The organism is Paenibacillus sp. 11B, from assembly GCF_030487755.1.
In the GTDB taxonomy this organism is placed as follows: Bacteria; Bacillota; Bacilli; order Paenibacillales; family Paenibacillaceae; genus Paenibacillus; species Paenibacillus vandeheii.
Map to the genome: position 1 here is coordinate 261,129 of NZ_JAUKNS010000001.1, position 24,652 is coordinate 285,780.

Sequence of the window (24,652 nt, forward strand, 5' to 3'; positions counted from 1 at the left end):
GTCTTTGGATCGTTACCTATTCCTTAGCTATACTGCAGTCTGTCCTTGTACCAGACGTCTGGGATCATATCCCGCTCCAGTTCCAACAATTCATGAATGATCTTGTCCGCGTCACTGATGGAATTCACAAGCGGATCGGTGAGCATCGCCCTTCTCAGCTTCTCGTAGCTCTGTTCCAAAACAGCTTCGACCGTAAGCTCATGCGTATCCAATACAAGCTCTTGCATACCTCTTATTCCGCGCGGCATCTCGCCTACAGGAACTGGCTTCACTCCATCCATGTCCACGTCGCACAGCAGCTCCAGGAACGAATCGGAATTCATATTGGTTACCGCACCTTGATTAAGTGTATTGATGAAAAACTTCTTCCCCAAATTCCCTACCATGTTCTCTATGATATCAGTCGCATGATCCGGGCCAAAGGTGCTCATGTAATCGGCAATCGGGACATTTCCGGCAAGAAAGTCATCCACTTGACGCCACATTTCGTTGTGACGCTGGTACCTGTCTTCTGTCTCCCAGATGGATAGTGGCGGGATCGGGTCTGTAGTTTTGCCGAGACCTTGCCAATACCGAATGTATTCCTTCGTATGCGCCGTGCAAGTGGGAATGATTCCGAAAATGTCATACAGCTCATAGGTAATGGCATCATTAAAAATAGCTTTTGCACCGCGATCACCGCCGTTGTTCTCATCACCAGCCATTTTGCGCATGGCTTCCGCGATTAGGGGCATCACATTTTCCCCTTCGAAATCCGCTTTGAGCAGCCAAGTGAAATGATTGACGCCTGCGATACGGAAATCAAATTTCCGGTCGATCTCATGGGTGAACTCACCTGTCTCTTGGATGATGCCTGCTCGTACAGCGTAATAGGCTTTCTTATGCGGCATATGATGACTATCACACAGCGCAAACGATTTTAGCTTCGGTGCATAACGATGTAACGCAATGCCATGAACGGTAGACGGGTTAATATAATTAATCACCCAGGCATCAGGGCATAGCTCTTCAATGTCTCTGGCACATTCCATAATGACCGGGAGCTCTCTCATGGCCCTAAAGATTCCACCCGGGCCAATTGTATCGCCGGAGCACATGCGAATGCCGTACTTTAGAGAGATTTGGCAGTCCATTCCCCGGTATTTGACGGATTGCTCTGCAAAGCTAAGCACAACGAAGTCAGCTCCCGGCAGCACTTGTCTCCGGTCCACCGAGCCCTCAATCTTTAAGGATACATTGTTCTCCCGCGCGACCATCTCTGCCAGGCTTACCATTTTTGAAAGCCGCTCTTCATCCGTATCCACTAAAGCCAAAGTTCCCTGGTTCAAGTATGGTGAGTGAACCATCTGCCAGATGGATTGACGACCGAAAAACAGGCTGCCCGCTCCAATAACGACTACCTTTGGGTGTTGTATGTTGGTACCATTCATTACAAACCCCTCCTCTTAACGATATACGTTCATTATAGGTGAGTGGCCTGAGATCGGAATGGGTGATAGTTTTCAAAACATGTCATATGGTACGATCATTAATAAGAGATAAACTCTTGATTATATTAGATTAAAACCGAAGGATGTCACAAAGTGGAGAGGAATGAGTTGAATCATATGCATGCAGGGACCGTGAATATGAGTATAATCGAAGAACTTTCGGAGTATATCACACTTCGCATGAGCTCTTATTTGGAACAAACTCACGACAGCAATTGGATGGAGCACAAGTCACATTCCGATTATGATCTGTGGTTCATTACAGCAGGCTCCGTCAAGATTACCATCGATGGGATAGAACATATGGCGGCCCCGGGTGACGTCGTGTTTTTTTATCCGGACATGCCCTATATTGCTTCCACAACCGGAGAGCTGTGCCGATTCGTATACATGCACTTTGATTTCAGCATCGCTGAGCAAAAGCGAATTCTGGGCGAATTTCAACTGCCAGGCATCGTACCAGGCAACCTGGTTCGGGAGGAATCCACGCAGTTCACCTCGTCCTATCGAAGGCTCAAACAGGAAAGCGGCGCTTCCGGAAGTCCGCTCTACTTGAAGGCTTCTCTGCTTCTCGTTATTGCAAAAATTTTGGAGCTTCACGGGCAAGGTCTGTATAACGGTGAATTTCTAAAAGACCGAAAACCGAGGAAGACGGAAGGAAGTCTGGAGGTTCTGCAGAACGTATTCCCATACGTGGATGCGAATCTGCACCGTGTCATCCGAGTTAACGAGCTAGCAGCCATTGCAGGTGTCTCTGAGAAATATTTCATTTCTTTGTTCAAGAAAATTCTGGGTATTACGCCGGGACAGTACATCAATCAAATCAAGATGAACCGGGCACGTGATTATCTGTATGAGAAAAATTATACGATCCAGCAGATTGCCGGATTTCTGGGCTATCCCGATCCCTTCACCTTCTCCAAAGCATTCAAAAAATTTTACAACGTGCCTCCATCCAAATTTGAATAGCGTGTCGTAGACAAACATGGAGGCAACCGGTCTATGCCGGCTGCCTCCACACTTGATTAGTCATGGGTTATTCATGTTTCAGGTGTATGTCTCTTCAGCGTTCCTCATACGTAAAAGGTGCTTCACTCGAATACATGTCATGGAAAAATCCCTTGTACGCTATGTCCTCTTCCAGACATTTAATGAGATACAACAGTTGTTCGTCAGCTTCCGGTTCTTCGTCGGTACGCTGCATTTCCTCAAATTGACCTAAAATATTCTCCAAGAGGGTCACTTGAATAAATAAAGGCAGCTTCTCCATCATCGAATCTTCGATTTTGGTTTCGGAAGTATAACCCGCGAGGGCGGTTTCAAAATAATGATCCATGAACGCTTTGCGTTTATCGGCGTCAGGTTCAAATTGTATCCAGCCCACACCGTGTGTCCATAGATCTGCCAGATCATACATATACCAGCCGAAGCATGAATTATCAAAATCATACACCGTGATTTGGCCGGTATCAAAATCGATTGAGTAATTCCCATCGTTATAATCGAAATGGATCATCCCGAATGTTTCCTGGTTTGTATCCAACCCTTTTAAGGTATTCAGGAGCTCGACCATCTTCTCCTTAAGCGGAGAGAATGACTCAGGTATCATGTTATCGATATATTCACCCTTGTAATTATCAAATAAATGATGCCGGCGATGGACGGGAGTATACCCTTTTGATATTTTGTGCATTTTCCCCAGGACTTTACCGCAATTATAATAGTGCTCGGTAATTGGAACGCCTTCCCGGTACTGATAATTGTTCTCTACTAGCATCTTGCCCTTGGCCATGTTAAACAGGCTGACAAAAAAGGTATAATGATCATTAGTAATCTCTTCCAGCAGATTGCCCTTCTTGGAACTCACTACATTCGAAACGCTGGCTCCATGATCAAACAGATACTGGACATATTCCAGTTCGGCAATGTAATCTTCGCGGTTTCTGTCAGGCAAGAATGAAATTCGGAGAATGAGCGATTTACACTCCTCCTGCTCACAGGTGTAAATGATATTGCGTCCTCCCTCAAGAGGAGGAACAAGCTGAATCTCGTAGCCTTCCAATTCGAACAATTCGGATACTCTAGCCAGTACATGCGTATTACCGATGTTAACAGCCTCGTTAAAGTTAATAATGATCTCCTCCAGTAAACATTGATGGGACGGTTTCCCGCACTGCAATGTCCACAAAAGGAATCCCTGTTACGCAAATATCCTTCTGTGAACCTAAAGCACAATCACCTTGTTAGTCATTGAAATTCGCTCCTTTTTGTTCAGATGGTTAAATCTTATCCTACAATTCCATATTAATCCAGAGGAGATGTCACAAAACCGTTTTCCCATTGGATAATACACCTTCTATTCCAACAACCGATTAAACCAGAGATCAAAATCAAAAGACTAAAAAGACGGATTCCCTAAGTTGGAATCCGTATTCTTTTAATTACTAACTTTGCTTACTCCATTTTCACGGGCAAGATTCCTCCAGCTTCCTTTTTGCCAACCAGTACGTTAATCCCGGCTGTTGTATTGGGCTCCTGCTTGCCATAAACGGCCAGTGCAGAGCGCACGTTCTGCAAATAAATCATCTCGTACGGATTACCGAGCGATAAAAGCGTGTACCTCTGATTACGACTATTCATCGCATCGATCAAGGTTTGATAAGCGTTCCATCCGAACTGACTTGCCACGTTACGGAACTGATAGGAGGCCAGGATAACGTAATCCGCCTTCGCAACCGCCTCATTCGTTTTGCCTTGTCCGATAATGGAAATCTCCGTCTTTAACGACAGGCTATTTGAGGCTTGCTTCAGTTGCTTCTCGAGCTGCTTCGCCTGTTCTTCCTCAGCTGCGACAATAACCACCCTGTCTCCTTGATGAAGTTGATCTGGTTGCACGCCGTCACGGCTGGACAATAATGTGACCGCTCGTTCTGCAATGTTGCTCTCCACCGTGCGATGCTCCTCAGATCCAATGACCGTGTTAAGCTTGGCTAACTTATGTGAAAGACTTTCGCTGCGTTCAAATAAACCATATTTCGATTTCAACTCCAAAATACGCTTTACGGACGCATGCACAGTTTCGATCGGAACCGTCCCACCCTCCACAGCATTCACTAGGGTTTGATGTGCGGCAGCCGAATCTTGCGGCATAAGTACAATATCCACACCTGCGGAGACTGCACGTTCTACCGCTTTATTTTCACCGAAATGCTCCGCAATTGCCTTCATGGTGAACGCATCGGAAATGATGAGACCTTCATATCCCATCTCTTCACGAAGCAGTCCATTCAATACTTTATGGGATAACGTAGCAGGTATCGGCACGCTGCTACCGTCTTTGAGCGAAATGACTTGTTCGTTATCTATGGCAGGGAAAGCAATGTGCGCGGTCATGATCATCTCCACACCGTTCTCGATCGCAGCCCGAAATGGTTTTAACTCTACCGAATTCAGCCGCTCAAGGTTATGTGTCAGCACCGGCATTCCGAGATGGGAGTCTACCATCGTGTCCCCATGCCCTGGGAAATGCTTGACCGCCGCGATTACGTTTGATTGTCGTAGTCCTTTTATGGTTGCGAGACCCATCCGCGTTACCAAATCCGCATTCGAGCCGAACGACCGCATACCGATGATCGGATTGTCCGGATTGCTGTTAATGTCGAGCACTGGCGCAAAATTAATGTTCAGTCCAAGTGCTTTCAGCTCCTCCCCCGTCAGTTTTCCAGCCGCTTCGGCCAGCGTTGTGTCTCCGGCTGCACCAAGAGCCATTTGACCCGGCAAATTGGTTCCACCTGGGATTCGCTGAATAACGCCTCCTTCTTGATCAATGCCAAGAAACATAGGTATGTCCCCTGCTTCTGTTTGCAGAGCGTTCGTGAATGTCATGACTTGCCTAGTGTCTACAATATTTTTGTCAAAAAGAATAAGTCCGCCCAAATCTTGATCGTGGATGATATCTTTCAGCCCATCATGAACAGTCGTGGTCGCTTTACCATTCCATTGCCTAATATCAGGCATGAGCATTTGGCCGACTTGCTCGCTAACCGTCATATATGAAATTAGCTTATCCCAATCTTGGGACTGTATCGCAGCTTGGCGTTCGAACCGAATCACTCGTGACATAAATACGGCATATTCGGCCCGCGTGACCGTCTGATTCGGACGATAGGTGCCATCCGAATATCCGCCGACCAAACCGTTCGAGCTCATGATGAGAATAGGTGCTGCTGCCCAATGTTTTTCTGTATCTGACCAATGGGCGGATTGTTTGCCTTCCGAAAGTGAGTACGCGCGAGTAAGGAATACCGCGGTCTCAGCGCGACTAAGCGATTTATCTGGAAGGAAGGTGCCACCTGGCAACCCGCTAGCTAGCCCGTTTTTTGCAGCTATAGTTATTTCTCGATAGAAGGGGTGTGTTGTTGGAACATCCGAATATGTCGTGCCCTCCACCGGTTTCTCTAACTGTTCTGGATAAAGCTCACGTACCAGAAAAGTGACGGCTTGTGCTCTTGTTACCAACCCTTCGGGCTTAAATTTCCCATTGCCGTATCCTGCGACTGTTCCCCGTTTGGCCATATACTCTATGCCGTTTTCTGCCCACTTTGAATGCTGCAGATCATTAAAACGTTCTTCCGCAGCTGCACTTCCTGCCCATATGAGCAAAGAACCGAGAACAGCACCACATATTGTCATCATTTTCAGTTGCATCTATCTCACTCCTGCTGCTGTTTTATGTAAGATAATTAGACGCTTCCGATATACATTTTGTTGCGTATATACATTTTATTTCCTGTAGCCTCCTTATGAATACTTGACTGTCATGGCAGCTTCAAAGATAATTAAGGTTTCACTAAAAATATCCATACAGGTTCATTTTACATTTGGGAGTGAGGTGATCATTATGAATTGGTTGAATGAACTCTATACATCACAGAAGCGTGAGTCGAAAAAGGACCTCGAACGTTCTTTGGTTGATGCCATCTTTCGGGTGTATGACCGCTTTCCACGGATTGGACTTAGAGAGCGAATCGGACAGCAAGAAATGTCTCTCGATATAGCCGATGCTTATATCCATGGACGTAACGCCATGATCGAAGCCGGTGTCGGAATCGGCAAGTCTTTTGGGTACCTGATACCAAGCCTGCTCACGAATCAAATGTCCCATCAACCGGTCATTATAGCTACATCCTCCATTCAACTGTCGGAACAGATACATAAAGATTTAAGGGTAATTGGCAGCCGGTTGGGATTCACAACGGTTCGCTCCGTCGTGGGAAAAGGCATGGCCCAGTATGCCTGCCGAAGCAGAGCGGCGGAATTGTTCAGGCCAGATGATCCGAACTCCTCATTGTCTACCCTTGCCCAGCGCGTTTTAGCTTATGAAATTGATGAACGAGCGGATATTAAAGGTGGAATTCGCGATGCCGAGTGGTCCAATGTTTCCGTGAATGATTGCCAATATGAACGTTGTCATCATAAAAATGGCTGCTTGTTTTACGATATGAGAGCCAAATTGAATGCAAAGGCTCACGAGATTGATTTTATTATCGTGAACCAGGACCTGCTCATACGGGATTTGATGAAGAAAAAAGAAGGAAACAGAAGCATCATCTCGGAACAGCCTGCTCTCATCGTCATTGATGAAGCACATAATCTGGAAGCAAAAGTTCGAGATGCCAGAACGCTCGAGTTCACTTATCGGGGCGTCTGCCGCACTCTCGATACCACTGTGCAGCTTCTCACGAAGCAGTCCGGGGATAAAAGTCTCTTTTCACAATCCAAGTTCATAAAAAACTGCGCCCAGCGTATCTTTAAACAGATAAACGCGGACCTGCTCCACCATGCCAAACAGGATAGCGACCGTATAAAAGTATCCGAGATCAAGGGTATACCGTTAAACCAAGTCTCGAACGATTTGAAAGATCTCAGTCTTCGCCTTTCCATTTTGACCTCCCGCCACGAGCGGGAGATTGATGACGCTTTTGAAGCCATAAACGGGCTTATTACCCTCATAAATGTCTTGGCTGAAATAGAGGACAACTATCTCATATGGGCAAGCAGTCCTCTTGGAGTAGCCATGATCAGTATTTGTCCCAAAGATATAAGCCAATTTCTGAAGTACGCTTTATTTAATGGCAAGGCGCCTGTTATCCTAACGTCGGCAACACTTTGCCAAGGCGGGGAAACGCTGGAGGAACAGTACTCTTATATGACGCAATCCCTCGGTTATAAGGGTGATTTTTTGGATCGCAAATCCTCCCCTTTTGACTACACCAACCATGCCATGATGTACATCTCGAACAAAGTTCCTTATTACCACCATGAACAGCGCGAAAACTATCTTGAAGCAGCCTACAAAGAACTGGTTCAACTCTGTAATTTAACACAAGGAAGAACAATCGTCCTTTTTTCAGCAAAGGAGGACATGAAGTACATTCATAAGCAGTTGGTTTCAAGAACTAATGAGTATACATGGACAGTCCATGTTCAAAAAGAGGGATCTTCCCAGGACGGTGTCATCGCCGAATTCAGGGAAAGCAAAGGTGTACTCCTAAGTACCGGTGTATTCTGGGAAGGCGTGAATATCGAGGGTCCCGACCTGTCGCAGGTCGTTATTTTCCGTCTGCCCTTCCCTGTTCCTTCGGATCCCATTTATGAATATAAGGCATCTGTAACGGAGAATCCGTTTATGGAGGTGTTTGTACCGGACATGCTGCTCCGGTTACGGCAAGGAACCGGTCGTCTGATTCGCAGTGAAACGGACCTTGGCATACTCAGCATACTGGACTCCCGACTTAGCGCAGGGGCAAAAAAGAGTTACCGGAAACAGGTGCTGGAAACATTACCGTTCAAAAAAGTAACAGAGGATTTTTCGGTTTTGGAGAAGTTTGTTCAAAAAAAGGGGATACGACGTACGGATTGAAAATGGAACAATCAAATTATAAAACTGTGAACTCACATGAAAAGGCCCTTCCGTCCATAAAGCGGAGGAGCCAATTTCATGCTGCACGCAAGATATATGCTAGTATATAATCCAACTATATGAATCTCAAAGGAGGCATTTTCATGGTTGAAAGACCAACTACAGAGGAGTATGCAGCTTTCTATGAAGGGTACATGCAGCTTGTTCCAGAAGGGGACATCATCGAACTGTTAGAGAAACAGGCCAACATCGTACAAACGTTGCTTTCTTCATTGACAGAGGAGCAAGCAAATCATCGTTACGCCGAAGGCAAATGGAGCGTGAAGGAGGTCATCGGCCACCTTTTGGATAATGAACGCATCATGAGCAGTCGATTGCTTCGCATCGCCAGAGGCGACAAAGCGAATCATCCCGGCTATGATCAGGACGTGCTTATGCAAAGCCATCCCTTCGATGCGTATACAGTATCCGATTTGAACGAAGAATATGCAGTTACACGCCGCTCAACCATACTTATGCTCCGTCGCCTCACGCCGGAAGCTTGGCTCTGCAGAGGGATTGTTAGTGATAATCCTGCTTCTGCTAGATCGATAGCCTGTATTATGGTTGGACATGAGCTCCACCATCTGTCAGTACTTCGCGATCGCTATTCGCTGGATGTGAACTTATAATCACAACTAAATAATAGTTCTGGCCTCTTCTACAATTTGATTAATGATATCACCTGCAGATTGGTTATCTGTTAACATTCTCGTTCCCTGCCCTGCCCAAAGGGCCATATACTCTGAATTATTTTGGCGAGCAGAAACATTTCTGATCTCTCGAGTTAATGTATTTTGGGTAGGGAAGGGTAGCGGTTTAGTACGGGATGCTTCCCAATGTTGTATAAAATCATTCTTTATACCACGCGCTGGCCGTCCAGAAAATGCATTTGTTATTACGGTACTTTCCTCTGTGCTATCAAGTAACGCACGTTTATATACCTCATGTGCGCCAGACTCAGCGGATGTCAAGAAACGAGTCCCCATCTGTACACCTTGTGCTCCCAAAGCAAGTGAAGCCACCAGCCCTCGGCCATCCATAATTCCACCTGCAGCAACGACTGGAATATGGACATGATCTACAATTTGTGGAACAAGTGCCATGGTTCCGATGTTCGCTCCGCCGGGCTGAGATGATACATTAAAAGTTCCTCGATGTCCTCCTGCTTCACTACCTTGTGCAACAATAACGTCACATCCGCGCTTCTCCGCTTGAATAGCTTCCTCTACCGTGGTGGCCTTACTCATGATTTTGATCCCTAACGATTTTGCCTTCTGCATATGATGCTCAGAAAGCAATCCAAACGTTGTACTAATAATCGGAACTTTTTCGTCCAACAAGATACCGAACTGTTCCTCAAAATGATTAGATGAACTGATTTCATCTTTAGTCCGCCGCTTCACACCCAAGGACTCTCGAATCGAGGTCAGCTCTTCGTTTACTGCATCAAAATTCGTATATTGATCTGGTCCAACATGGGCAAAAATATTTACGGCAAACGGTGCTTTAGTTCGTTTTTTAATCTCGTGTATGGCATCTCTTAGCTCTTCAGGGCTCATATACGCAGCGCCTAGCGTACCTAACCCACCTGCATTGGAAACCGCAGCGACTAAGGGTGCCATGTTGGCGATACCCGCCATGCCCGCAAGAACGATGGGATAACGAATATTGAAGCTTTCACAGAGCTTGCTGTTTAATTGAATAGACATCGATATGTTCTCCTCATTCATTGGATTGGGTTCTTCTTCAGTTTACATCGAGTTTACCCATCATGTATAATCCGTAAATCAGATGCTACATATCACCATTTCAGATAGATCGTATTCTAACTCTATTTGTCTTTTTCAGTCATCGGGTCAAGAACTCCTGCAAATAGAACAAAAAAAAGCCGCTATTACAGCGACTTTCAATGGATGAAATCCCCCACATGTGCTTTTTGCTTACTTTAATACTCTTTCTTTATTACGAAAAACGAACCCCGAATGGTTCCAGCTAACTTCGATTTCTGCCTGGCAAACTTGAACTTTTCTTCTAACTCTTTTGGTATCTCCATCCCCTCAGAGAGCTTAAAACCAACAGCCCGCTTCTTCGGGTCATCAACCGTATACATGACATTGAGAGCAAGTCCATCTTCATAAAAGACGTAGGAAAATCGAATGTTTTCCACTTGAAAAGCCGACGTTTCCAAGGGCTTGGCCGCAAACTCAATATCTCGTTCTTCCTTCAATATTCGGTTTACATATTCAAGAGTATCCTGACTTTCGCTAGCGGGTACAACCGTGAATTCATGCTTATATTTGTTCATAAAATAACGGGCTTCGTTTGCACGTAAACCAGCCAGTGCTTCAGCTACCGGTGAAGACTCTAAACCAACCGTAGACACATTTTTGAAATCAACGCTATACGACATCACGATCTCTCCTTCTTGTTATTTCCTAACTACAGGAATCCACATTTCACCAAACAGCAAGCCGTTTTGCTGCCCCATCTCAACCGTTGTATTTGGGCCACCTACATAAGCGTAATTCTTTTCTTGTGGCAGAACTTGCCCAAAAGCAACGCCAGTAAGGTTATTACTCAACTCTTCTGCCGTTGTCCCTTCCCCCTTAATCACCAGATATTCTCCCTTAGGGAATTGAATTACTCTAGTTGCTTCTGGCAATGTTGCTTCGGTCATGACGCCAGCATAATGCATCATTTTGTTATTCACCGCTTCGTTCACAGCAAAAATGTAGTCATTTGTCGCTACAGCTTTTAAAGCATCCAGACTTCCATCTTGTTTCACAGCCGACCAAAAATCCGCTTTTTCTTTGTTAATGCCAGCAAAATCTGTGTAGTGGCTCTTAAGCTCAGTTCCAATACCCAAAACGACAAAGCTGTCTTTTTCTTCAAATTGATAATTACTCATCATGAACACCGTCCTCTTTAAATTTATCAGTGGTTTGTCTTTTCACTTGATGGGTTTATAATAACCTTAAATCATGTCAAATTATGATACTGTTTAGGGAGGCCCGATGAAAAAAGTTGAACGGATTAATATCATCATGAGGTATATCAACAACCGCGCTCACTTTACCATTTCTGAAATCATGCGGGAATTTAACATCTCACGTTCGACCGCTATTCGAGATATCAGGGAAATTGAAGCCATGGGCATGCCACTTGTCGCTGAAGTTGGGAGGGATGGGGGTTATTTTGTCATGAACAACTCTGTCCTTCCCACGGTCCGCTTTACTGATAATGAGATCAAAGCTCTGTTTATTGCCTTTATGGCCACTAGAAATCAACAACTTCCTTATCTGAAGAGTCGTCAGTCTTTAACCGAAAAATTACTGGGTCTCATCTCCAAAAATCAGCAGGACGACCTGGTTCTTTTAAATCAAATATTGTTATTTGAAGGAACCAACCCTCATAATCCCGACTTGCTTGATTTATCAGACCTGCCCCACCCTATGTTGGAAAAAATCATCCAGATTCTTCTTTTAGAGAGCTATTTATTGGTTACCGTCAAAGAAGACAGGGAAATAAAGTCTTATCCCATTTATCTCTTGCACCTTTATCGTGAAAAAAGTCTATGGCTCATTGAAGGCTTTGACTTAGATGCAGAAAAGAGGCGAATTTTATCTGTTGACAATCTCACCCATGTAGAACCATACCCACCGAAGAAAAGGGTCAGTAAGAAAAAGATTTTAGAACAACTAAACAAGAAGGAAGAGGTCATCAATCTTGTCCTAGAGCTTGGTCCAAAGGCAATTGCACAGTTCAAGAAGTATCACCCTTTAAAGTTTTCCCTTTCTTATACGAATCCTTACCAAACCACAGCCGTTATAAAGGCGTCTATCAACGTTCATCATCCAGAAGAATTAACCGAAATAACCAATTGGTTGCTTTTCTTGGGAGGAGATATCACAGTCAAGGAGATGCCCGAAGAAGTCTTAGCAGATGTACAAGAGAGATTTAGCTTATATTGCTCCTAATCCAGTGGACCGTTTAATCCCTGATCATTTGGAGTTTGACCGTGCTTTTATTATCTGCTGTTTTTACTGAGATCTACTATGGGACATTATCCCAATTATCCATCGGAAGAAGAAGCCTAAGGTAATATTTAGCGATTCATAAAATAAAAACGTATTGAGGACTATCTCCTCAACACGTTTTCTGGTGATCTATAGCTCGCTTACATCATCTGTTATTGTTAAGCTCTTCGAAAAACTTAATATTAGTATTGAAATCGGGCACGGATTGAGATTCCTCAGCTTGTTTGACTAATCTTACACCATGTCGAGCATCTTGTGACTTTTTGGCGGCTTGAGTTCAGTAATTTGATTTCATCTAAAGTGCAATAAAATATCATTCACGGATTGCTCAGGGGACTGCTCCGAACTATCCAGCCAAAATCCGATTTGAGGCGTTTCTTTCAAAAATTCCGAGTACAAATTCTCTACCGTAAAGCCAGTGTACCCGACCTTTCCTCTTGATTTTTCACGCTCTTTTACCACCTCTACCTTAGGACACAGCACAACTAACTGAACTGGGTAATCCTTTAACTGCTCCATCATATAGACTAATTCCGCACCGTAGTAATTATCCTGCAAAACTACAGAAAAACCATTCTCATAATAGATTTTTGCGGCATTTGCGGCTAGCTGATAACGCAAATATAATTGACGGACTGCTTCTTCCGACGGTTCAGCGGACATGTCTTCGCGGCCGGATACAATCATACGACGGAATATATCACCACGCAGATGCACGGCTTTTCCCAGCTTGGAAGCCAGCAGCTCCGACACTGTTGACTTACCAGAAGCCATTACGCCTGTAATTAAGTAGATCGCTTTTTCCATAACTTAGTACCTCCTTCTTATCATAAACAGAGCCCAGCCTATACAAAGAAGAAACATTCAACATGGGTTCTTAGACATATTTATTTATCATGGCATTTAGAAACTCTCGAAATTCTACAACATATGCTTTAGGTTCTATGATTTCCAAATCCGTCCCGAAACTAGCTAAAAACCGAAATCCAAAGTGGTTTTGTGGCATATCTATTTCGGCTATAAGGAGTTCAGAATTGTAAGCTTCAATCCTTTTTTGACCGTATCTTTCAATAAATTGATCTTTTATTCGATGTGAGATCAATACTTTAATTGTAATTAGTTTCGGTTGATAATATTGCTCTGATTTCTGTTCAGTCATATAATCTCTAGCAACAAATGTTTTAATATCGATATTCAGATTATCCGTTCTGGACAATTTAAAAGTTCGATATTCCATTCGATCTAAACAAAACCCCTTCAAATACCAACTCATTTCACTAAAATGAAGCTGGTATGGCTCGACCCGTCTCTGCGACTTGACTCCACTTTGATCTATATAATCGAATGTAAGTAACCTTCCCTGCACTATTGCTTCCTGGCAAGTCTTTAAGATTTGCACAATTTCAGGACGACCATCCCAATTATAGAATGACAGTTGAATTGTACCTCCCAAAGTTGTTGAACCTATCATCGATTCAATTTTTTTAAGCGTTGATTCTACTTCGTCACTAAATAGAATTTTTCCTAATCCACCGAGTGCAGTTAGTATATTTTCTAAGTCTTTGCTACTTAAAAGTCGTTTGTCTATTTTGTATTCATCCATAATCCCGTATCCACCGTTCACTCCATTTATAGAATAAATGGGAATGTTAGATAATCCAAGTGTTTCCATATCACGTAGAATCGTTCTTTTGGATACATTGAATAATTTCGCAAATTCGGTGGCTGATACCACATTCTTTTGCAGCAAGATCATTATGATAGATATTAATCTTTCAATTTTGTTCATGATAGTCCTCTTTAAGTAAATAAATTTTGAACAAAGCTATAATAGGTGACAATATAGCTGTCACCTATTATAGCTTACACTTCATGTATTACAAGAAGGAGGTTTTATCATGTCAGTTATTGCATATTTAAATTTTGATGGGAACACTGAGCAAGTCATCGCGTTTTATTCAGAAGCTTTAAACGCAAGTGAGGTAAAAAAAGTGAAATTCAAGAATTTTTCACAAGATCCAAACTACCCTATACCAGAAAATGAGTTAAACATGATTATGGAGTCATCGTTAGAATTCGCTGGAGGAAAAATAATGATGTCGGATATACTTCCTTCGATGAAGAACGTAACGGGGGAGTTGGTTAAAGGTAACAATGTAATCATCAGCATCATTATTGATGATAAACAGACAATGGGCAATTACTTTTCTAATTTGTCTGTAGGTGGCTATGTCATCATGCCTTTATCAGAAATGCCTTGGTCTTCCTGCTTCGGAATGTTGGTTGATAAATTTGGTATCGTTTGGAAGTTTAATAGCGACGCTAATACATTCCTGGATAGCGTAATTTCTAATGCGACTTAATGAACTGCTTCCAGCAAAGTCAAAAAGCGAATTGAGATCTTGGTTTCAACAACATTGCCTGACTGAAAATTCTTGCTGGATCGTTGTGAGTATGAAATCAACTCCAGGTACGATGCTGTATCTGGATGCTGTTGAAGAAGCCTTGTGTTTTGGATGGATTGATGGACAAAAAAGAAAATTTCCGAGACTCAATTAGCTCAAAGACTATCTCCTCGAAGCAAAAAAAGTTCATGGACTGAATTGAATAAAGAAAGAGCCCGTCGCCTTGAAGCGTTGGGATTGATGACAGATGAAGGTCGAAAGGTTCTCCCTGATCTCAGTTACGAATCATTTAGAATTGACCCTATTATTGAGCAGAGGTTAAAAGAGGACACGGATGTGTATCAGAATTTTGCGGCATTCCCAGATCTTTATAAAAGAATCCGAATCGACACCATCCAAAGCTATAAAACTCAACCTGAGTTATTTAACAAAAGATTAGATAAATTTATAACAAACACCAAACAAAATAAAATGTATGGCAATTGGAATGACAATGGACGCCTTTACACCCAAAACACCTCACCTTGAATGTTCAGGTGAGGTGTTTAATAATAGCAAGCGACATGATCGAAATCGGAAATGAATTTCCAACTTATCAATCAATGATCATTTGAAATTTTATCATTCAAAAAGATTTGATTGGTGGAGTTGCTTTATTGGATTGTTGAGTAAAACTCCATGATTACTCACCCAGGTTGTTCCAGAACGCTTGGAAAGCACCTTTCTCGATTTCGAAGAATACCGGTACATTGCCGTAACGCACCAGACCTTCCCCAAACAGGACTAATTGGACCTGCGTCTTATCTTCGAGCGTCAGGTAGATGATCTTGCGATCTTCCTGCCCGTAAAGATGCTCCTCCAGTTCCGGGCTCGTTGCTATCGGTTTTGCAGCGTATAGCGCTGAGATAAAGTTGTTCAGCGATTTGTCCGATGCGAGCGACTGCAGCTGCTGCAAGCCGTTGTTCCAGCTGGCGAAGGTCTCCCACTGCGCCGAAGCGAAGTTGCCTTCGAGATGAAGCTTGCCGATCAGGTCTTCGCCGCTGCCGATAGTGATGCCGTTGCTTTGGTCAAACAGTTGGGCATACCCCTGACCATCGATCTCGGTGTAGGACATGATGCGGAAATTCGTGTCGTAGCCGTTGACGGCATAGATGTCCGCTTCTCCAATGTTGGAGGCCAGCTCCGTGTACTCATCTTGGTCGCTCAGCTCATGGATGCCGCCTGTTGTAGTGCCTAACTTCTGTCCGCGCAAAGCAAGCGCATCCGGACCGTCAAGCGAAGTAGCGGACTGTGTGTAGACATTGCCCTGATAGACCACCAGTTGAAGCATATCGGCCTTTACGCCATTACTCTTCGAATCTGGAAGCTCCATCTTCGGAATCACCACCGGGTCGAATGACGCGCCCAGAGTGACCTGTGCCACCTGTGTCACTGGCGCGGCCGGTCCGCTCACTTGCTGCCATATGCTTGGCGCCGCAAGTCCAATACTGGCAGCGATGACGACGCTTGCTGCAATATAAAGAGATTTTCGCTGGCGTTTTTGCTCATGACGTTGTGTGTTCAAAGTCTGCTCTATCCTTTTTTTCATTTGATCGTTTGTTTTCATCTGATCCACCGCTTTCTTATAGTTTCGTTTGAATTGTTCCTCTTTCATTGGGGTTCTTCTCCTTCCAGCTCCAGTTTTAACAGCTGTCTTCCCCGCTTCAATCGCATCTTCACCGCAGACTCGCTGATCTGCAGGATCTCGCCGATTTCCCGGATCGGATAATCTTCGTAATAGTACAAATGAACCACCGATCTATACTTGACGGGCAGTGACAGTACGAGTTCGATCAGCGCCTGATCTTCGGGGTCGTCTGTCGTATGGGAATCTGCTCCCTCCAACTTGACCTCCCGTTTGCGCCAGCCTCTGCCTAATAAGGATTTACAATGATTGGTGATGACCCGGATCAACCATGCTTTCTGATGTTCTGCATCGTTGAACGTAGGGGCTTTTTCCATTAACTTGATGAAGGTATCCTGAGTGGCTTCCTCCGCGTCCTCTCGCCTGCCGAGGTGCACCATGGCAATCCGGAACAGCGTATCCGCGTAAGTCTCATAGACTTTCATCACATGATCTCCCCGTTGGGGCACTGATCGCTGCATGGTTGTTCTGCCCTCCTTTATATCTCTAACACTCTCAAGGACGGCATTTGGTCACATTTTGTTGTAAATTTAAATCTAGACAGACAAAAAGCCGTCATTATTGACGGCTTACACGATTTAATGCATATCTGGTAGTTACAGCAATAACAGAAAGCGTGTTAAATACTTCTATGGATCACAGATTTAGTCTCGGCTGCCTCAAAAATAGTCTCAATTAGTACAAGTACTCTGTGAACTTCATCATTCTTAATTGCAATTTCAGATTTCCCTTCGAGTACAGAGACAAAATTTTCATAGAAGCTTTGCTCCTCCAAGTCCGGCTTTTGTATTGCAAACTTTAGCGTGGACTGTTCGGACGGCGGCGCCATCGTTTTGGTCAATCCCTGCCCCGCTTGGATAGGTTTCGGCTCTATATGAGCAACATCCGGATTTCGAGTGATAATCTCTCCACTTAAATCCCAGTCCCGAATCACTGCAGTACCTTCCGTTCCTTTGAGATACCATCTCGGTAGCTTCACATAATTGGTCGTTCCCACTTCAATCAGTGCCGTCAGGCCATCTTTAAACGTTATATAACTCGTAAAACCATCATCCACTTCAGTTCCTAAAATATAACTTAAATTAGCCGCAACGCTTTCAATTTGGCTATCTGTAATCTGCAGCAGTTGGTCCAGCAAATGCACGCCCCAATCCAGCAGCATACCTCCACCGTAATCCTTCAGCTGGCGCCAGTCGCCAGGTATGCCGTTGGCTCCTTGAACCCTGGATTCCAAATGGAACAGCTCGCCCAAAGTCTTTTTCTCGATGATGTCCTTGGCAGTCCGAAAATCTTCATCCCAGCGACGATTTTGATGGACCGTAAACACGCGTTTCTCCTGGTTCGCTACCTCGACGATATCATTAAAGTCCTTGCTGGTTATTGTAACCGGTTTTTCGCAAATTACATGTTTACCAGCCTGCAGAGCTTGAATTGCTATATCTTTGTGAACATCATTAGGTGTAGCAATCAAAACGATATCCACCAGCTCATCTGTTAGAACAGCATCCAGACTTGCATATGTTTTATAGCCGGCTTCCTTGCCCAATTCCATCCGATATGCAACCGTATCGTATACTCCGATTACGGAAATCTGTGATACAGGCTCAATTAACTGGCAATGATAGCCGCCCATCCCCCCAAAGCCAACAATTGCTATATTATAAATTCGGTTATTCATCTTCATCGTCCTTTCCCATTTTGACTATGCCTACATAGACTTCTCACAGCAAACTTTATGTAAAAAAAGATGAGTGGCTGCGACCTTGATTCTATGCAAGATGTATAGCACCTCAACTTGTTTAATACCCTTATCATACAAGTCTGATAAAAGACTATCTTCCTATTTTCTTGCTGTTTTATTCCCGGATATTGTCATGCGATACTTTAAAGGCGATGTCCCCGTTGCTTCCTTGAAGAAGTGATGAAACGTCTTAACGCTATTGAATCCCGACTGCTCAGCTATTTCGGTAATTGAATAATTTTCATTGAGCAAAATCCATTTCGCTTTATTAAGTCGATATTCATTTAGAAAGGTTATGAAGGTCATTCCTGTATTTTTCTTGAAAAACTTAGTGAAATAATACGGGCTGAACCCTATATAGTCGGCAACGTCCTTTAATATAATTGATTCCTGGTAATGCCTTTCTACATATTCGAAAATTCGTTCCAGCTTTAAAAGCATTTCTTTGGTCGGAGTCAAGATATGTTCCGAAATTTGGGGTCGATGTGTCTCATTCCCCCTTGGTACTTCTCTTAGAATAAAAGCCAACATTTCGTAAAGCCTAGCCTTGATCATATATGCATAGCCCTCTTTGCGCTCATCATCTTCTGTGCTTATGCTTTGAAGAAGAGGAAGAAGCCTGGTTGCCGTTTCATGAGGCCAGTTCCTGCTGGATTGCTCTATTTGAGTAAAAATGTCACGAAGCGACCGATCATCGTAAATTAGTGTGGATACGTCTTGAAACAGATTCAGGTCAAATTGAATAACAATTCGCTCACTGTCTGGGGATGACAAAAAAAAGTGGACGTCACCGCCATTGATGAATTGGACTTCCCCCTGCTTCAGACGAATCACCTTATCATTCAAGCCCAAATCCAAGCTTCCTTGGGTAACATAAATAATTTCAATTTCCTTATGCCAGTGCGGATAACAGAGCACATCCCCTTTGTGAATAAAGCTCCGAAATGGGAGTCGTTTGTCAAGTTCCGGGATTTCCAGATATAAACTCATGTACGTTAGCTATCCTCCTTAAATATGTTTCATTCAATACATATCATGTAACCGATTTCGGAGCAACTTCATGTGCAAATTCCTTCTGTTCATTCTCTGTTGATCCTAATCATAAAATTTAAAAGGATGTGTATATAAACGTTTTTCTCATCATGATTGTTGCTGAGTAGTCCTGCATCATCAAGTCGATTTTGACGGTAACGGTGCAATATAGGATTAACAATAAGCCTTATCAAAAATCGCACATCCGAATATCCGGATGTGCGATTTTTTACATTCTAATTCTCTTGTTCCTTAATTACCTGCTCAATTCCCAAAAGAATCAGCTTCAAGCCGAATTCAAACGCTCCGTCGGTTCCCATCAGTTCAAACAAGCCGTTCGTGAACATTCTCCGGAACAATCCCGCTTCCGCTTCGCCCATGGAGTCCAGAAGGCGAATCATCTCTTCACCAGGAAGTGCTGCTTGGTCCTTAAAGATTGCGGCGACATTGCGCTGATGCTGATAATCATCCAGAACGAAGTAGAAGACATAGTTCACAAGTGTAGTAACCACTTGCATTTTCTGATCTTGCTCAAGCGGCGTCGATTCTACGCAGAGCAGCATGCGGTTGGTGAACCGAATAATGTCCGGTTCGTGAGGCAGCGTCATCATCATGAGCTGCGTGGAGCAGGGATACCGGCTGAGAACACTACGTATCGTTTCCGCAAGACCCGTTAGCTGCTCCTTCCAGTCTCCCTCGGAGTGGAACTCCTCCAGAATTATTTTCGAAACCTGGTTGGCCAGACGCTGATAGAGATGCTGCTTGCTTTTGAAGTACCAATACAAGGAGGGTGCCTGAATCCCCAGCCGATCGGCCAACCGCCTCAAACTGAATTTCTCGATACCCTCCTCACCGAGAAGCTCCCACGAAGCTTCCAAAATCTTATCCTCCGAAATTTGAGGCTGTTGTTTTTTCATGGATATCCGCCCTTTTATCTAACAGTGTAAGATTATGCTTTACAGGTTCATAAGTTCATGATACCATCTAACACTGTAAGGTACAAACTAACACTGTTAGATTGGAAGTTGAATATATTGTTCGAATTCCAGACCATTTTAAAAATAAATGAAGAAAGAAGTGAAACCCATGGATGCAGAAAACCTCCATTATTTTGAAAAAGCACCGATTGCAAAAGCCGTAGCTCACTTCGCCGTACCCATGATGTTAGGCACGTCGATGAGTGTCATCTACTCCATCTTAAATGCCTATTTCCTTGGGACACTGGGCAATACAGCCATGTTAACCGCACTCGCTCTAACCTTGCCGTTATTCGCGGTGATTATGGCGCTCGGTAACTTGATTGGTATGGGTAGCGGTACATTCATCTCCCGTTTGCTCGGTGAAAAAAGATATGATGATCTAAAGCATGTGTCTTCATTCGCCTTTTACAGCAGCTTAGTTCTTGGTGTTATTGTGATTGCCGTTGGCCTTCCTTTGATCGATCCAATCGTTCAGGGCTTGGGAGCAACGCCTGAATCCTTTGGATTTACGAAGGACTATGTCACGATTATGCTTATTGGTTCACCATTCGTCATCTTATTTTTCACACTGGAGAATATTGTGCGCTCCGAGGGTTCAGCGATCACGTCGATGGTCGGTATGATTCTCAGTGTGGTTGTAAATATTATTCTTGATGCGATAGCCGTCTTCATCTTCCATTGGGGTGTGATCGGCGTTGCTTCTGCTACGGTCATCTCTAACTTGATTGCAAGTGTTTTTTACGCATTCCATATGGGATATAAGAGCCAGTTTTTGACTATCTCCGTAAAATGGTTCAGAGCTTCCAAGGAAATTATGAGCAATGTTTTCAAAATCGGAGTTCCCGTTTTTATAATGAGTATCTTCTTGGGTGCAATGTCACTCATTTTGAACCATTTTCTTGTCGAGTATGGGGATCAGGCCGTAGCGGGGTACGGAATTTCATCACGTTTGTTGCAATTTCCTGAGTTTATTCTGATGGGCTTATGCGAGGGAGTTGTGCCGTTGATCGCCTTCTCTTTTACAGCGAATAAATTACGCATGAAGCATACCATTGGATTTACGATCAAAGCCATTGTAGCGTTAGCTGTTGTGTTCGGCGTTGTCGTCTATCTGATATCCGACCACTTGATTGGTTTATTTACAAATGACCCTCAATTAATTGAAATGGGCAGCTACATTCTGCATGTCACGTTCTTATCCTTATTTATTACAGGAATGACCTCGTTGTTTGTGGGGATCTTCCAGGCAACAGCGCAAGGTACCGCCGCCTTCATTATGTCAGTCATTCAAGGAATTACTCTCATTCCTGTGCTCTATATCGCCAACCGACTTAATGGCTTCCACGGGGTCGTTTGGTCCCTCGTCATTGCAGATGTCGTCGCGTTCCTTGTTGGAGCTATTATGCTGTATATTCTGCGAAACAAATTGCAGCCTGAATTGGAAAATCTAGTACATTAGAAAATAAACAATAAGTTTCCCATCTAACAAAGCAAAATAAGAAACCATTCCTCTTTTCTAGGGACGGTTTCTTATTTGTGTGTTCTTATTCAATACATGTATCAACTTTCATTTTTCGAACAAGCTTAATCCTTCCCTATAAATCGATTCCCTTTTCATTTCGTACTTTGTCCGGTGTTACATCATTTCCATCTGGATCGAGTACTGTAAGCGCTGAAAAAGTGTTTAAGACCTGCCCTCGAATTTCCCGTAAATAGTCTTCTCGTAAAACTTGTTGTTCAACTCGTTCCGCATTTGTCAGACCCTCTTCACGCTGTTTTTTCGCCAATTGATTAATGCGATCTAAACTTTTAATCATTTTTTCCTCTCCTCTAATACAATTAATCTTACTGGTAGTCTAGCACTGAAATGAATACGCTGCACCTATTTATTAGATAATGCCGAGAAATATGGCATCACTCTCTCCCCTCTAATTCTTGATTCACATTTATTTAATGTCCTTACCACCACATAAATATGCAAAAGCAACAAAAGCAAAAATGGAATCGAGATTTTTTGTATTTTTGTTGATAAACACGTCATTGGCAGGATACGCATTGATAATCTGATTAGCCCTCAGGGAGAGCAGCATATCTATGGGCATATGGCGCGGTCCTTTCCTTTCAGACACGTTGGGCAGCGGGGAAGCAGAACGAGATTACAGCTCCTCCCTCTTTACGGTTGGTGGCCTGAATCAGTCCGCCGCAGCGTTCTACAATAGCCCGGGCAATCGCCAGTCCCAGTCCGGACTCCCCGTCTTTTCCTTTGACGAAGCGGTGGAATAAGGTGGGCAGCAGCTCCTGTGGAAATCCGGGACCGTCATCCGAGACGGATAGCGCAATCTTACCTTTTTCCAAGCTTGCATTGATGCGAATTTCTTTTTTTGCGTATCTTGCGGCATTCGTCACGACGTTAAGGAGTGCCTGCAGCAGTTTATCCTGATCAGCCATAATGAACAGCTCTTGATTCTCCGGGCAGGTGATATGAAGGGTAAGTCCTTTCTTAACAAGTAGTGGATTAACACGCTCTGACGTTTCCGTCAGCAATTCGTTCAGGCTGACCTCGGAAGACTTGAAAATATCCTCTTCACTATCCAGCTTTGCGAGCAGCGTCATTTCGGTGACAATCTTCCCTAATCTGCCGCTTTCCCCCAGGATCACGTCCAGCCCTTTACGAACATTATCACCTTCAAAGATTCCATCCCGGATGCCCTCCGCATAGCCTGCAATGGACATCAGAGGCGTCTTCAGCTCATGAGACGCATTCTGAAAAAACTGCTTCTGTACCTCGTTAAACCTGTTCAGTTCGCCTGCCATCTCATATACCGTCTGTGCGACAGCGCCAATCTCACCGCCACCCCTGACCAGCTGCACATCCGTGAAATGACGTTCTTTGACCTTTTTTAGTTCCTGTTTCAGATTCATCAATGGCTGAATCAGCCTTTTCGTAATAAATAGACTCAGCAGGAACATCATCGCTCCAACGATAACGATTACCAGGATGAGCCGGCCCAGAAGAGCCTGTTCAATGGCTTTGATCTTGCTCATGGGAGTCAACAGGGTCAGAGTCCCTTGAGGAATGGGACTAACATCCATAACATAACGCCCGTCCGTTCCGGACCATAGGTCCTTGATGCTGGAGGACGTAACCGCTGTATACTGCTGCAAGTTGGTAGGCACTGCTTCAATCAATGTATCGCTACTCGCCTTTCCGGTTATTCCATTCACAGACAAAGTCGTACCCGACAGCACATTGCCGTTAAAATCGGTGACAAAAGCTTCAACATCGGCAGGAATGAGTGTTGTGGGAGCACTCGCAACCTCCCCTGTTACCAATTGGACGGACTGCAAACCCGTAATATTCGAATTAGGAAGAGTGACATTTCCAGTGGAAAGAACAGGACTCATTGCAAAATCACCCGCTTCAGTTATAGAAGCAGACATCGCGACACTTAATGTCTTAAGATCATTTTTCTCTGTCCCAATGAAATGATCCAACAGCACATAATGGAGTAGAACGGCCGTGACGGAGAGAATCAGAACCAGTGACAGGCCAAACGCTAGGTTGATTTGATGAACGAGTTTCATATTAAACTTCACTCCGATCTGTTCGCATACGATATCCGTGTCCCCACACGGACTCGACGGGAAGTTCCTCGATCTTTTTGCGAATCCGCTTAATTAAATGATCTACGGCACGGTCACTGCCAAAATAATCTTCCCCCCAGACAAAGCTGAGCAGCTCGTCCCTGGTAAACGCACGATTCGGATGTTCAGCCAGTACCTTGAGCATAGTGAACTCTTTACTGGTCAGGTCCACTTCTTCCCCGCGCCATATGGCGCGCCTCTCTTCCAACATTAATTGAAGCTCTCCGGCATCAATTCGTGGCGTCGCAGCGTCGCTTACAACCGCTTTTTCTCCCGCTCCGGTAATTCTAATCCAGCGTTCCAGCTGCCGCTTGATGCGGGCTACCAGCTCACGGGGGCTGAAAGGCTTCACCAAATAATCATCACTGCCCAACTCAAGGCCAAGGATCTTGTCCACCTCATTATCCTTTGCCGAGATCATAATAATGGGAACCTCTCCTTCATTACGGATGCGTTTGCATAATTCATAGCCATCCATGCCGGGAAGCATAATGTCCATCACCCACATGCTCGGTGGACTTATTCTATGTAAGGACCAGGCATCTTCCGCATTCGCAAGGCCTATCGTCCGAAAGTTCTCTTTGTGCAAATAAGCTTGAATCAGTGTGCGTATATTCTCGTCATCGTCTACAACCGCGATGAGGTAATCGTTATTCATGAACGGACCTCCAGTA

Annotated in this window: 22 protein-coding genes and 1 pseudogene; 7 read left to right on the forward strand and 16 right to left on the reverse strand. The window is 44.1% G+C overall.

The window, feature by feature from the left end:
* Window positions 1-23 precede the first annotated feature (23 nt).
* Window positions 24-1,430, reverse strand: coding sequence for a family 4 glycosyl hydrolase (locus tag Q0V21_RS01135; protein ID WP_079349096.1), 1,407 nt, complete (start codon window positions 1,428-1,430; stop codon window positions 24-26).
* Window positions 1,431-1,607: 177 nt separating this feature from the next.
* Between Q0V21_RS01135 and Q0V21_RS01140 the strand changes: the two genes are divergently transcribed.
* Entirely contained in the window at window positions 1,608-2,459 is an 852-nt protein-coding gene (locus tag Q0V21_RS01140) for a helix-turn-helix transcriptional regulator (protein WP_079349737.1), read from the forward strand.
* Between the two features lie 94 nt (window positions 2,460-2,553).
* On the opposite strand, the gene Q0V21_RS01145 is transcribed toward Q0V21_RS01140, so the two are convergent.
* Together Q0V21_RS01145 and Q0V21_RS01150 are read right to left on the reverse strand one after the other, a co-directional pair.
* Window positions 2,554-3,678 (reverse strand): phosphotransferase enzyme family protein, encoded by a 1,125-nt coding sequence (locus tag Q0V21_RS01145; RefSeq protein ID WP_301877170.1) that lies wholly within the window; start codon window positions 3,676-3,678, stop codon window positions 2,554-2,556.
* Window positions 3,679-3,944: 266 nt separating this feature from the next.
* Entirely contained in the window at window positions 3,945-6,197 is a 2,253-nt protein-coding gene (locus Q0V21_RS01150; protein WP_301877171.1) for a glycoside hydrolase family 3 N-terminal domain-containing protein, read from the reverse strand.
* Window positions 6,198-6,390: 193 nt separating this feature from the next.
* Between Q0V21_RS01150 and Q0V21_RS01155 the strand changes: the two genes are divergently transcribed.
* Both Q0V21_RS01155 and Q0V21_RS01160 read left to right on the forward strand, forming a co-directional pair.
* Complete coding sequence (locus tag Q0V21_RS01155) at window positions 6,391-8,412, forward strand: ATP-dependent DNA helicase (RefSeq protein WP_301877172.1); 2,022 nt, start codon at window positions 6,391-6,393, stop codon at window positions 8,410-8,412.
* Between the two features lie 143 nt (window positions 8,413-8,555).
* Window positions 8,556-9,083, forward strand: coding sequence for a DinB family protein (locus Q0V21_RS01160; protein WP_301877173.1), 528 nt, complete (start codon window positions 8,556-8,558; stop codon window positions 9,081-9,083).
* Window positions 9,084-9,089: 6 nt separating this feature from the next.
* On the opposite strand, the gene Q0V21_RS01165 is transcribed toward Q0V21_RS01160, so the two are convergent.
* The 3 genes from Q0V21_RS01165 to Q0V21_RS01175 all read right to left on the reverse strand — a co-directional run bounded on the left by Q0V21_RS01165 (window position 9,090) and on the right by Q0V21_RS01175 (window position 11,362).
* Entirely contained in the window at window positions 9,090-10,184 is a 1,095-nt protein-coding gene (locus Q0V21_RS01165) for an NAD(P)H-dependent flavin oxidoreductase (RefSeq protein WP_301877174.1), read from the reverse strand.
* 215 nt (window positions 10,185-10,399) lie between these two features.
* On the reverse strand, window positions 10,400-10,864 hold the full coding sequence (locus Q0V21_RS01170) for a phage tail protein (protein ID WP_293017282.1): 465 nt from the start codon (window positions 10,862-10,864) through the stop codon (window positions 10,400-10,402).
* Window positions 10,865-10,882: 18 nt separating this feature from the next.
* A complete protein-coding gene (locus tag Q0V21_RS01175) occupies window positions 10,883-11,362 on the reverse strand; it encodes a GyrI-like domain-containing protein (RefSeq protein ID WP_301878387.1) in 480 nt (159 codons plus the stop codon).
* A gap of 106 nt (window positions 11,363-11,468) precedes the next feature.
* Here Q0V21_RS01175 and Q0V21_RS01180 point away from each other — a divergent pair, with 106 nt between their 5' ends.
* Window positions 11,469-12,431: a helix-turn-helix transcriptional regulator gene (locus tag Q0V21_RS01180; RefSeq protein ID WP_301877175.1), complete on the forward strand. Its 963-nt coding sequence runs from the start codon at window positions 11,469-11,471 to the stop codon at window positions 12,429-12,431.
* A 351-nt stretch (window positions 12,432-12,782) separates the two neighbouring features.
* On the opposite strand, the gene Q0V21_RS01185 is transcribed toward Q0V21_RS01180, so the two are convergent.
* Complete coding sequence (locus Q0V21_RS01185; RefSeq protein WP_301877176.1) at window positions 12,783-13,298, reverse strand: AAA family ATPase; 516 nt, start codon at window positions 13,296-13,298, stop codon at window positions 12,783-12,785.
* Window positions 13,299-13,368: 70 nt separating this feature from the next.
* Entirely contained in the window at window positions 13,369-14,280 is a 912-nt protein-coding gene (locus Q0V21_RS01190) for a helix-turn-helix transcriptional regulator (protein WP_301877177.1), read from the reverse strand.
* Window positions 14,281-14,389: 109 nt separating this feature from the next.
* Here Q0V21_RS01190 and Q0V21_RS01195 point away from each other — a divergent pair, with 109 nt between their 5' ends.
* Both Q0V21_RS01195 and Q0V21_RS01200 read left to right on the forward strand, forming a co-directional pair.
* A complete protein-coding gene (locus Q0V21_RS01195; RefSeq protein ID WP_301877178.1) occupies window positions 14,390-14,854 on the forward strand; it encodes a VOC family protein in 465 nt (154 codons plus the stop codon).
* Window positions 14,844-15,424 (forward strand): annotated as a pseudogene (locus Q0V21_RS01200) (YdeI/OmpD-associated family protein). The gene Q0V21_RS01195 and the pseudogene Q0V21_RS01200 overlap by 11 nt, the downstream one beginning before the upstream one ends.
* Window positions 15,425-15,578: 154 nt before the next feature.
* Here Q0V21_RS01200 and Q0V21_RS01205 read toward each other — a convergent pair.
* The 5 genes from Q0V21_RS01205 to Q0V21_RS01225 form a co-directional block, all read right to left on the reverse strand.
* Window positions 15,579-16,550: a hypothetical protein gene (locus tag Q0V21_RS01205; protein WP_301877179.1), complete on the reverse strand. Its 972-nt coding sequence runs from the start codon at window positions 16,548-16,550 to the stop codon at window positions 15,579-15,581.
* On the reverse strand, window positions 16,547-17,041 hold the full coding sequence (locus Q0V21_RS01210) for an RNA polymerase sigma factor (RefSeq protein ID WP_301877180.1): 495 nt from the start codon (window positions 17,039-17,041) through the stop codon (window positions 16,547-16,549). Before Q0V21_RS01210 ends, Q0V21_RS01205 begins: the two co-directional genes overlap by 4 nt.
* A 158-nt stretch (window positions 17,042-17,199) precedes the next feature.
* Window positions 17,200-18,264, reverse strand: coding sequence for a Gfo/Idh/MocA family protein (locus Q0V21_RS01215; protein ID WP_301877181.1), 1,065 nt, complete (start codon window positions 18,262-18,264; stop codon window positions 17,200-17,202).
* Window positions 18,265-18,420: 156 nt separating this feature from the next.
* Complete coding sequence (locus Q0V21_RS01220; RefSeq protein WP_301877182.1) at window positions 18,421-19,311, reverse strand: AraC family transcriptional regulator; 891 nt, start codon at window positions 19,309-19,311, stop codon at window positions 18,421-18,423.
* 278 nt (window positions 19,312-19,589) lie between these two features.
* Window positions 19,590-20,270 (reverse strand): TetR/AcrR family transcriptional regulator, encoded by a 681-nt coding sequence (locus tag Q0V21_RS01225; protein WP_301877183.1) that lies wholly within the window; start codon window positions 20,268-20,270, stop codon window positions 19,590-19,592.
* 169 nt (window positions 20,271-20,439) lie between these two features.
* Here Q0V21_RS01225 and Q0V21_RS01230 point away from each other — a divergent pair, with 169 nt between their 5' ends.
* Window positions 20,440-21,792 (forward strand): MATE family efflux transporter, encoded by a 1,353-nt coding sequence (locus tag Q0V21_RS01230; RefSeq protein ID WP_079349110.1) that lies wholly within the window; start codon window positions 20,440-20,442, stop codon window positions 21,790-21,792.
* Window positions 21,793-21,928: 136 nt separating this feature from the next.
* Here the strand turns inward: Q0V21_RS01230 and Q0V21_RS01235 are convergent, their stop codons facing one another.
* From Q0V21_RS01235 to Q0V21_RS01245, 3 genes are all read right to left on the reverse strand, one after another.
* Window positions 21,929-22,150: a DUF896 domain-containing protein gene (locus Q0V21_RS01235; protein WP_301247685.1), complete on the reverse strand. Its 222-nt coding sequence runs from the start codon at window positions 22,148-22,150 to the stop codon at window positions 21,929-21,931.
* Between the two features lie 304 nt (window positions 22,151-22,454).
* Entirely contained in the window at window positions 22,455-23,918 is a 1,464-nt protein-coding gene (locus Q0V21_RS01240) for a sensor histidine kinase (protein WP_301877184.1), read from the reverse strand.
* 1 nt (window position 23,919) lies between these two features.
* Window positions 23,920-24,636: a response regulator transcription factor gene (locus tag Q0V21_RS01245; protein WP_079349116.1), complete on the reverse strand. Its 717-nt coding sequence runs from the start codon at window positions 24,634-24,636 to the stop codon at window positions 23,920-23,922.
* Between the last annotated feature and the right edge of the window lie 16 nt (window positions 24,637-24,652).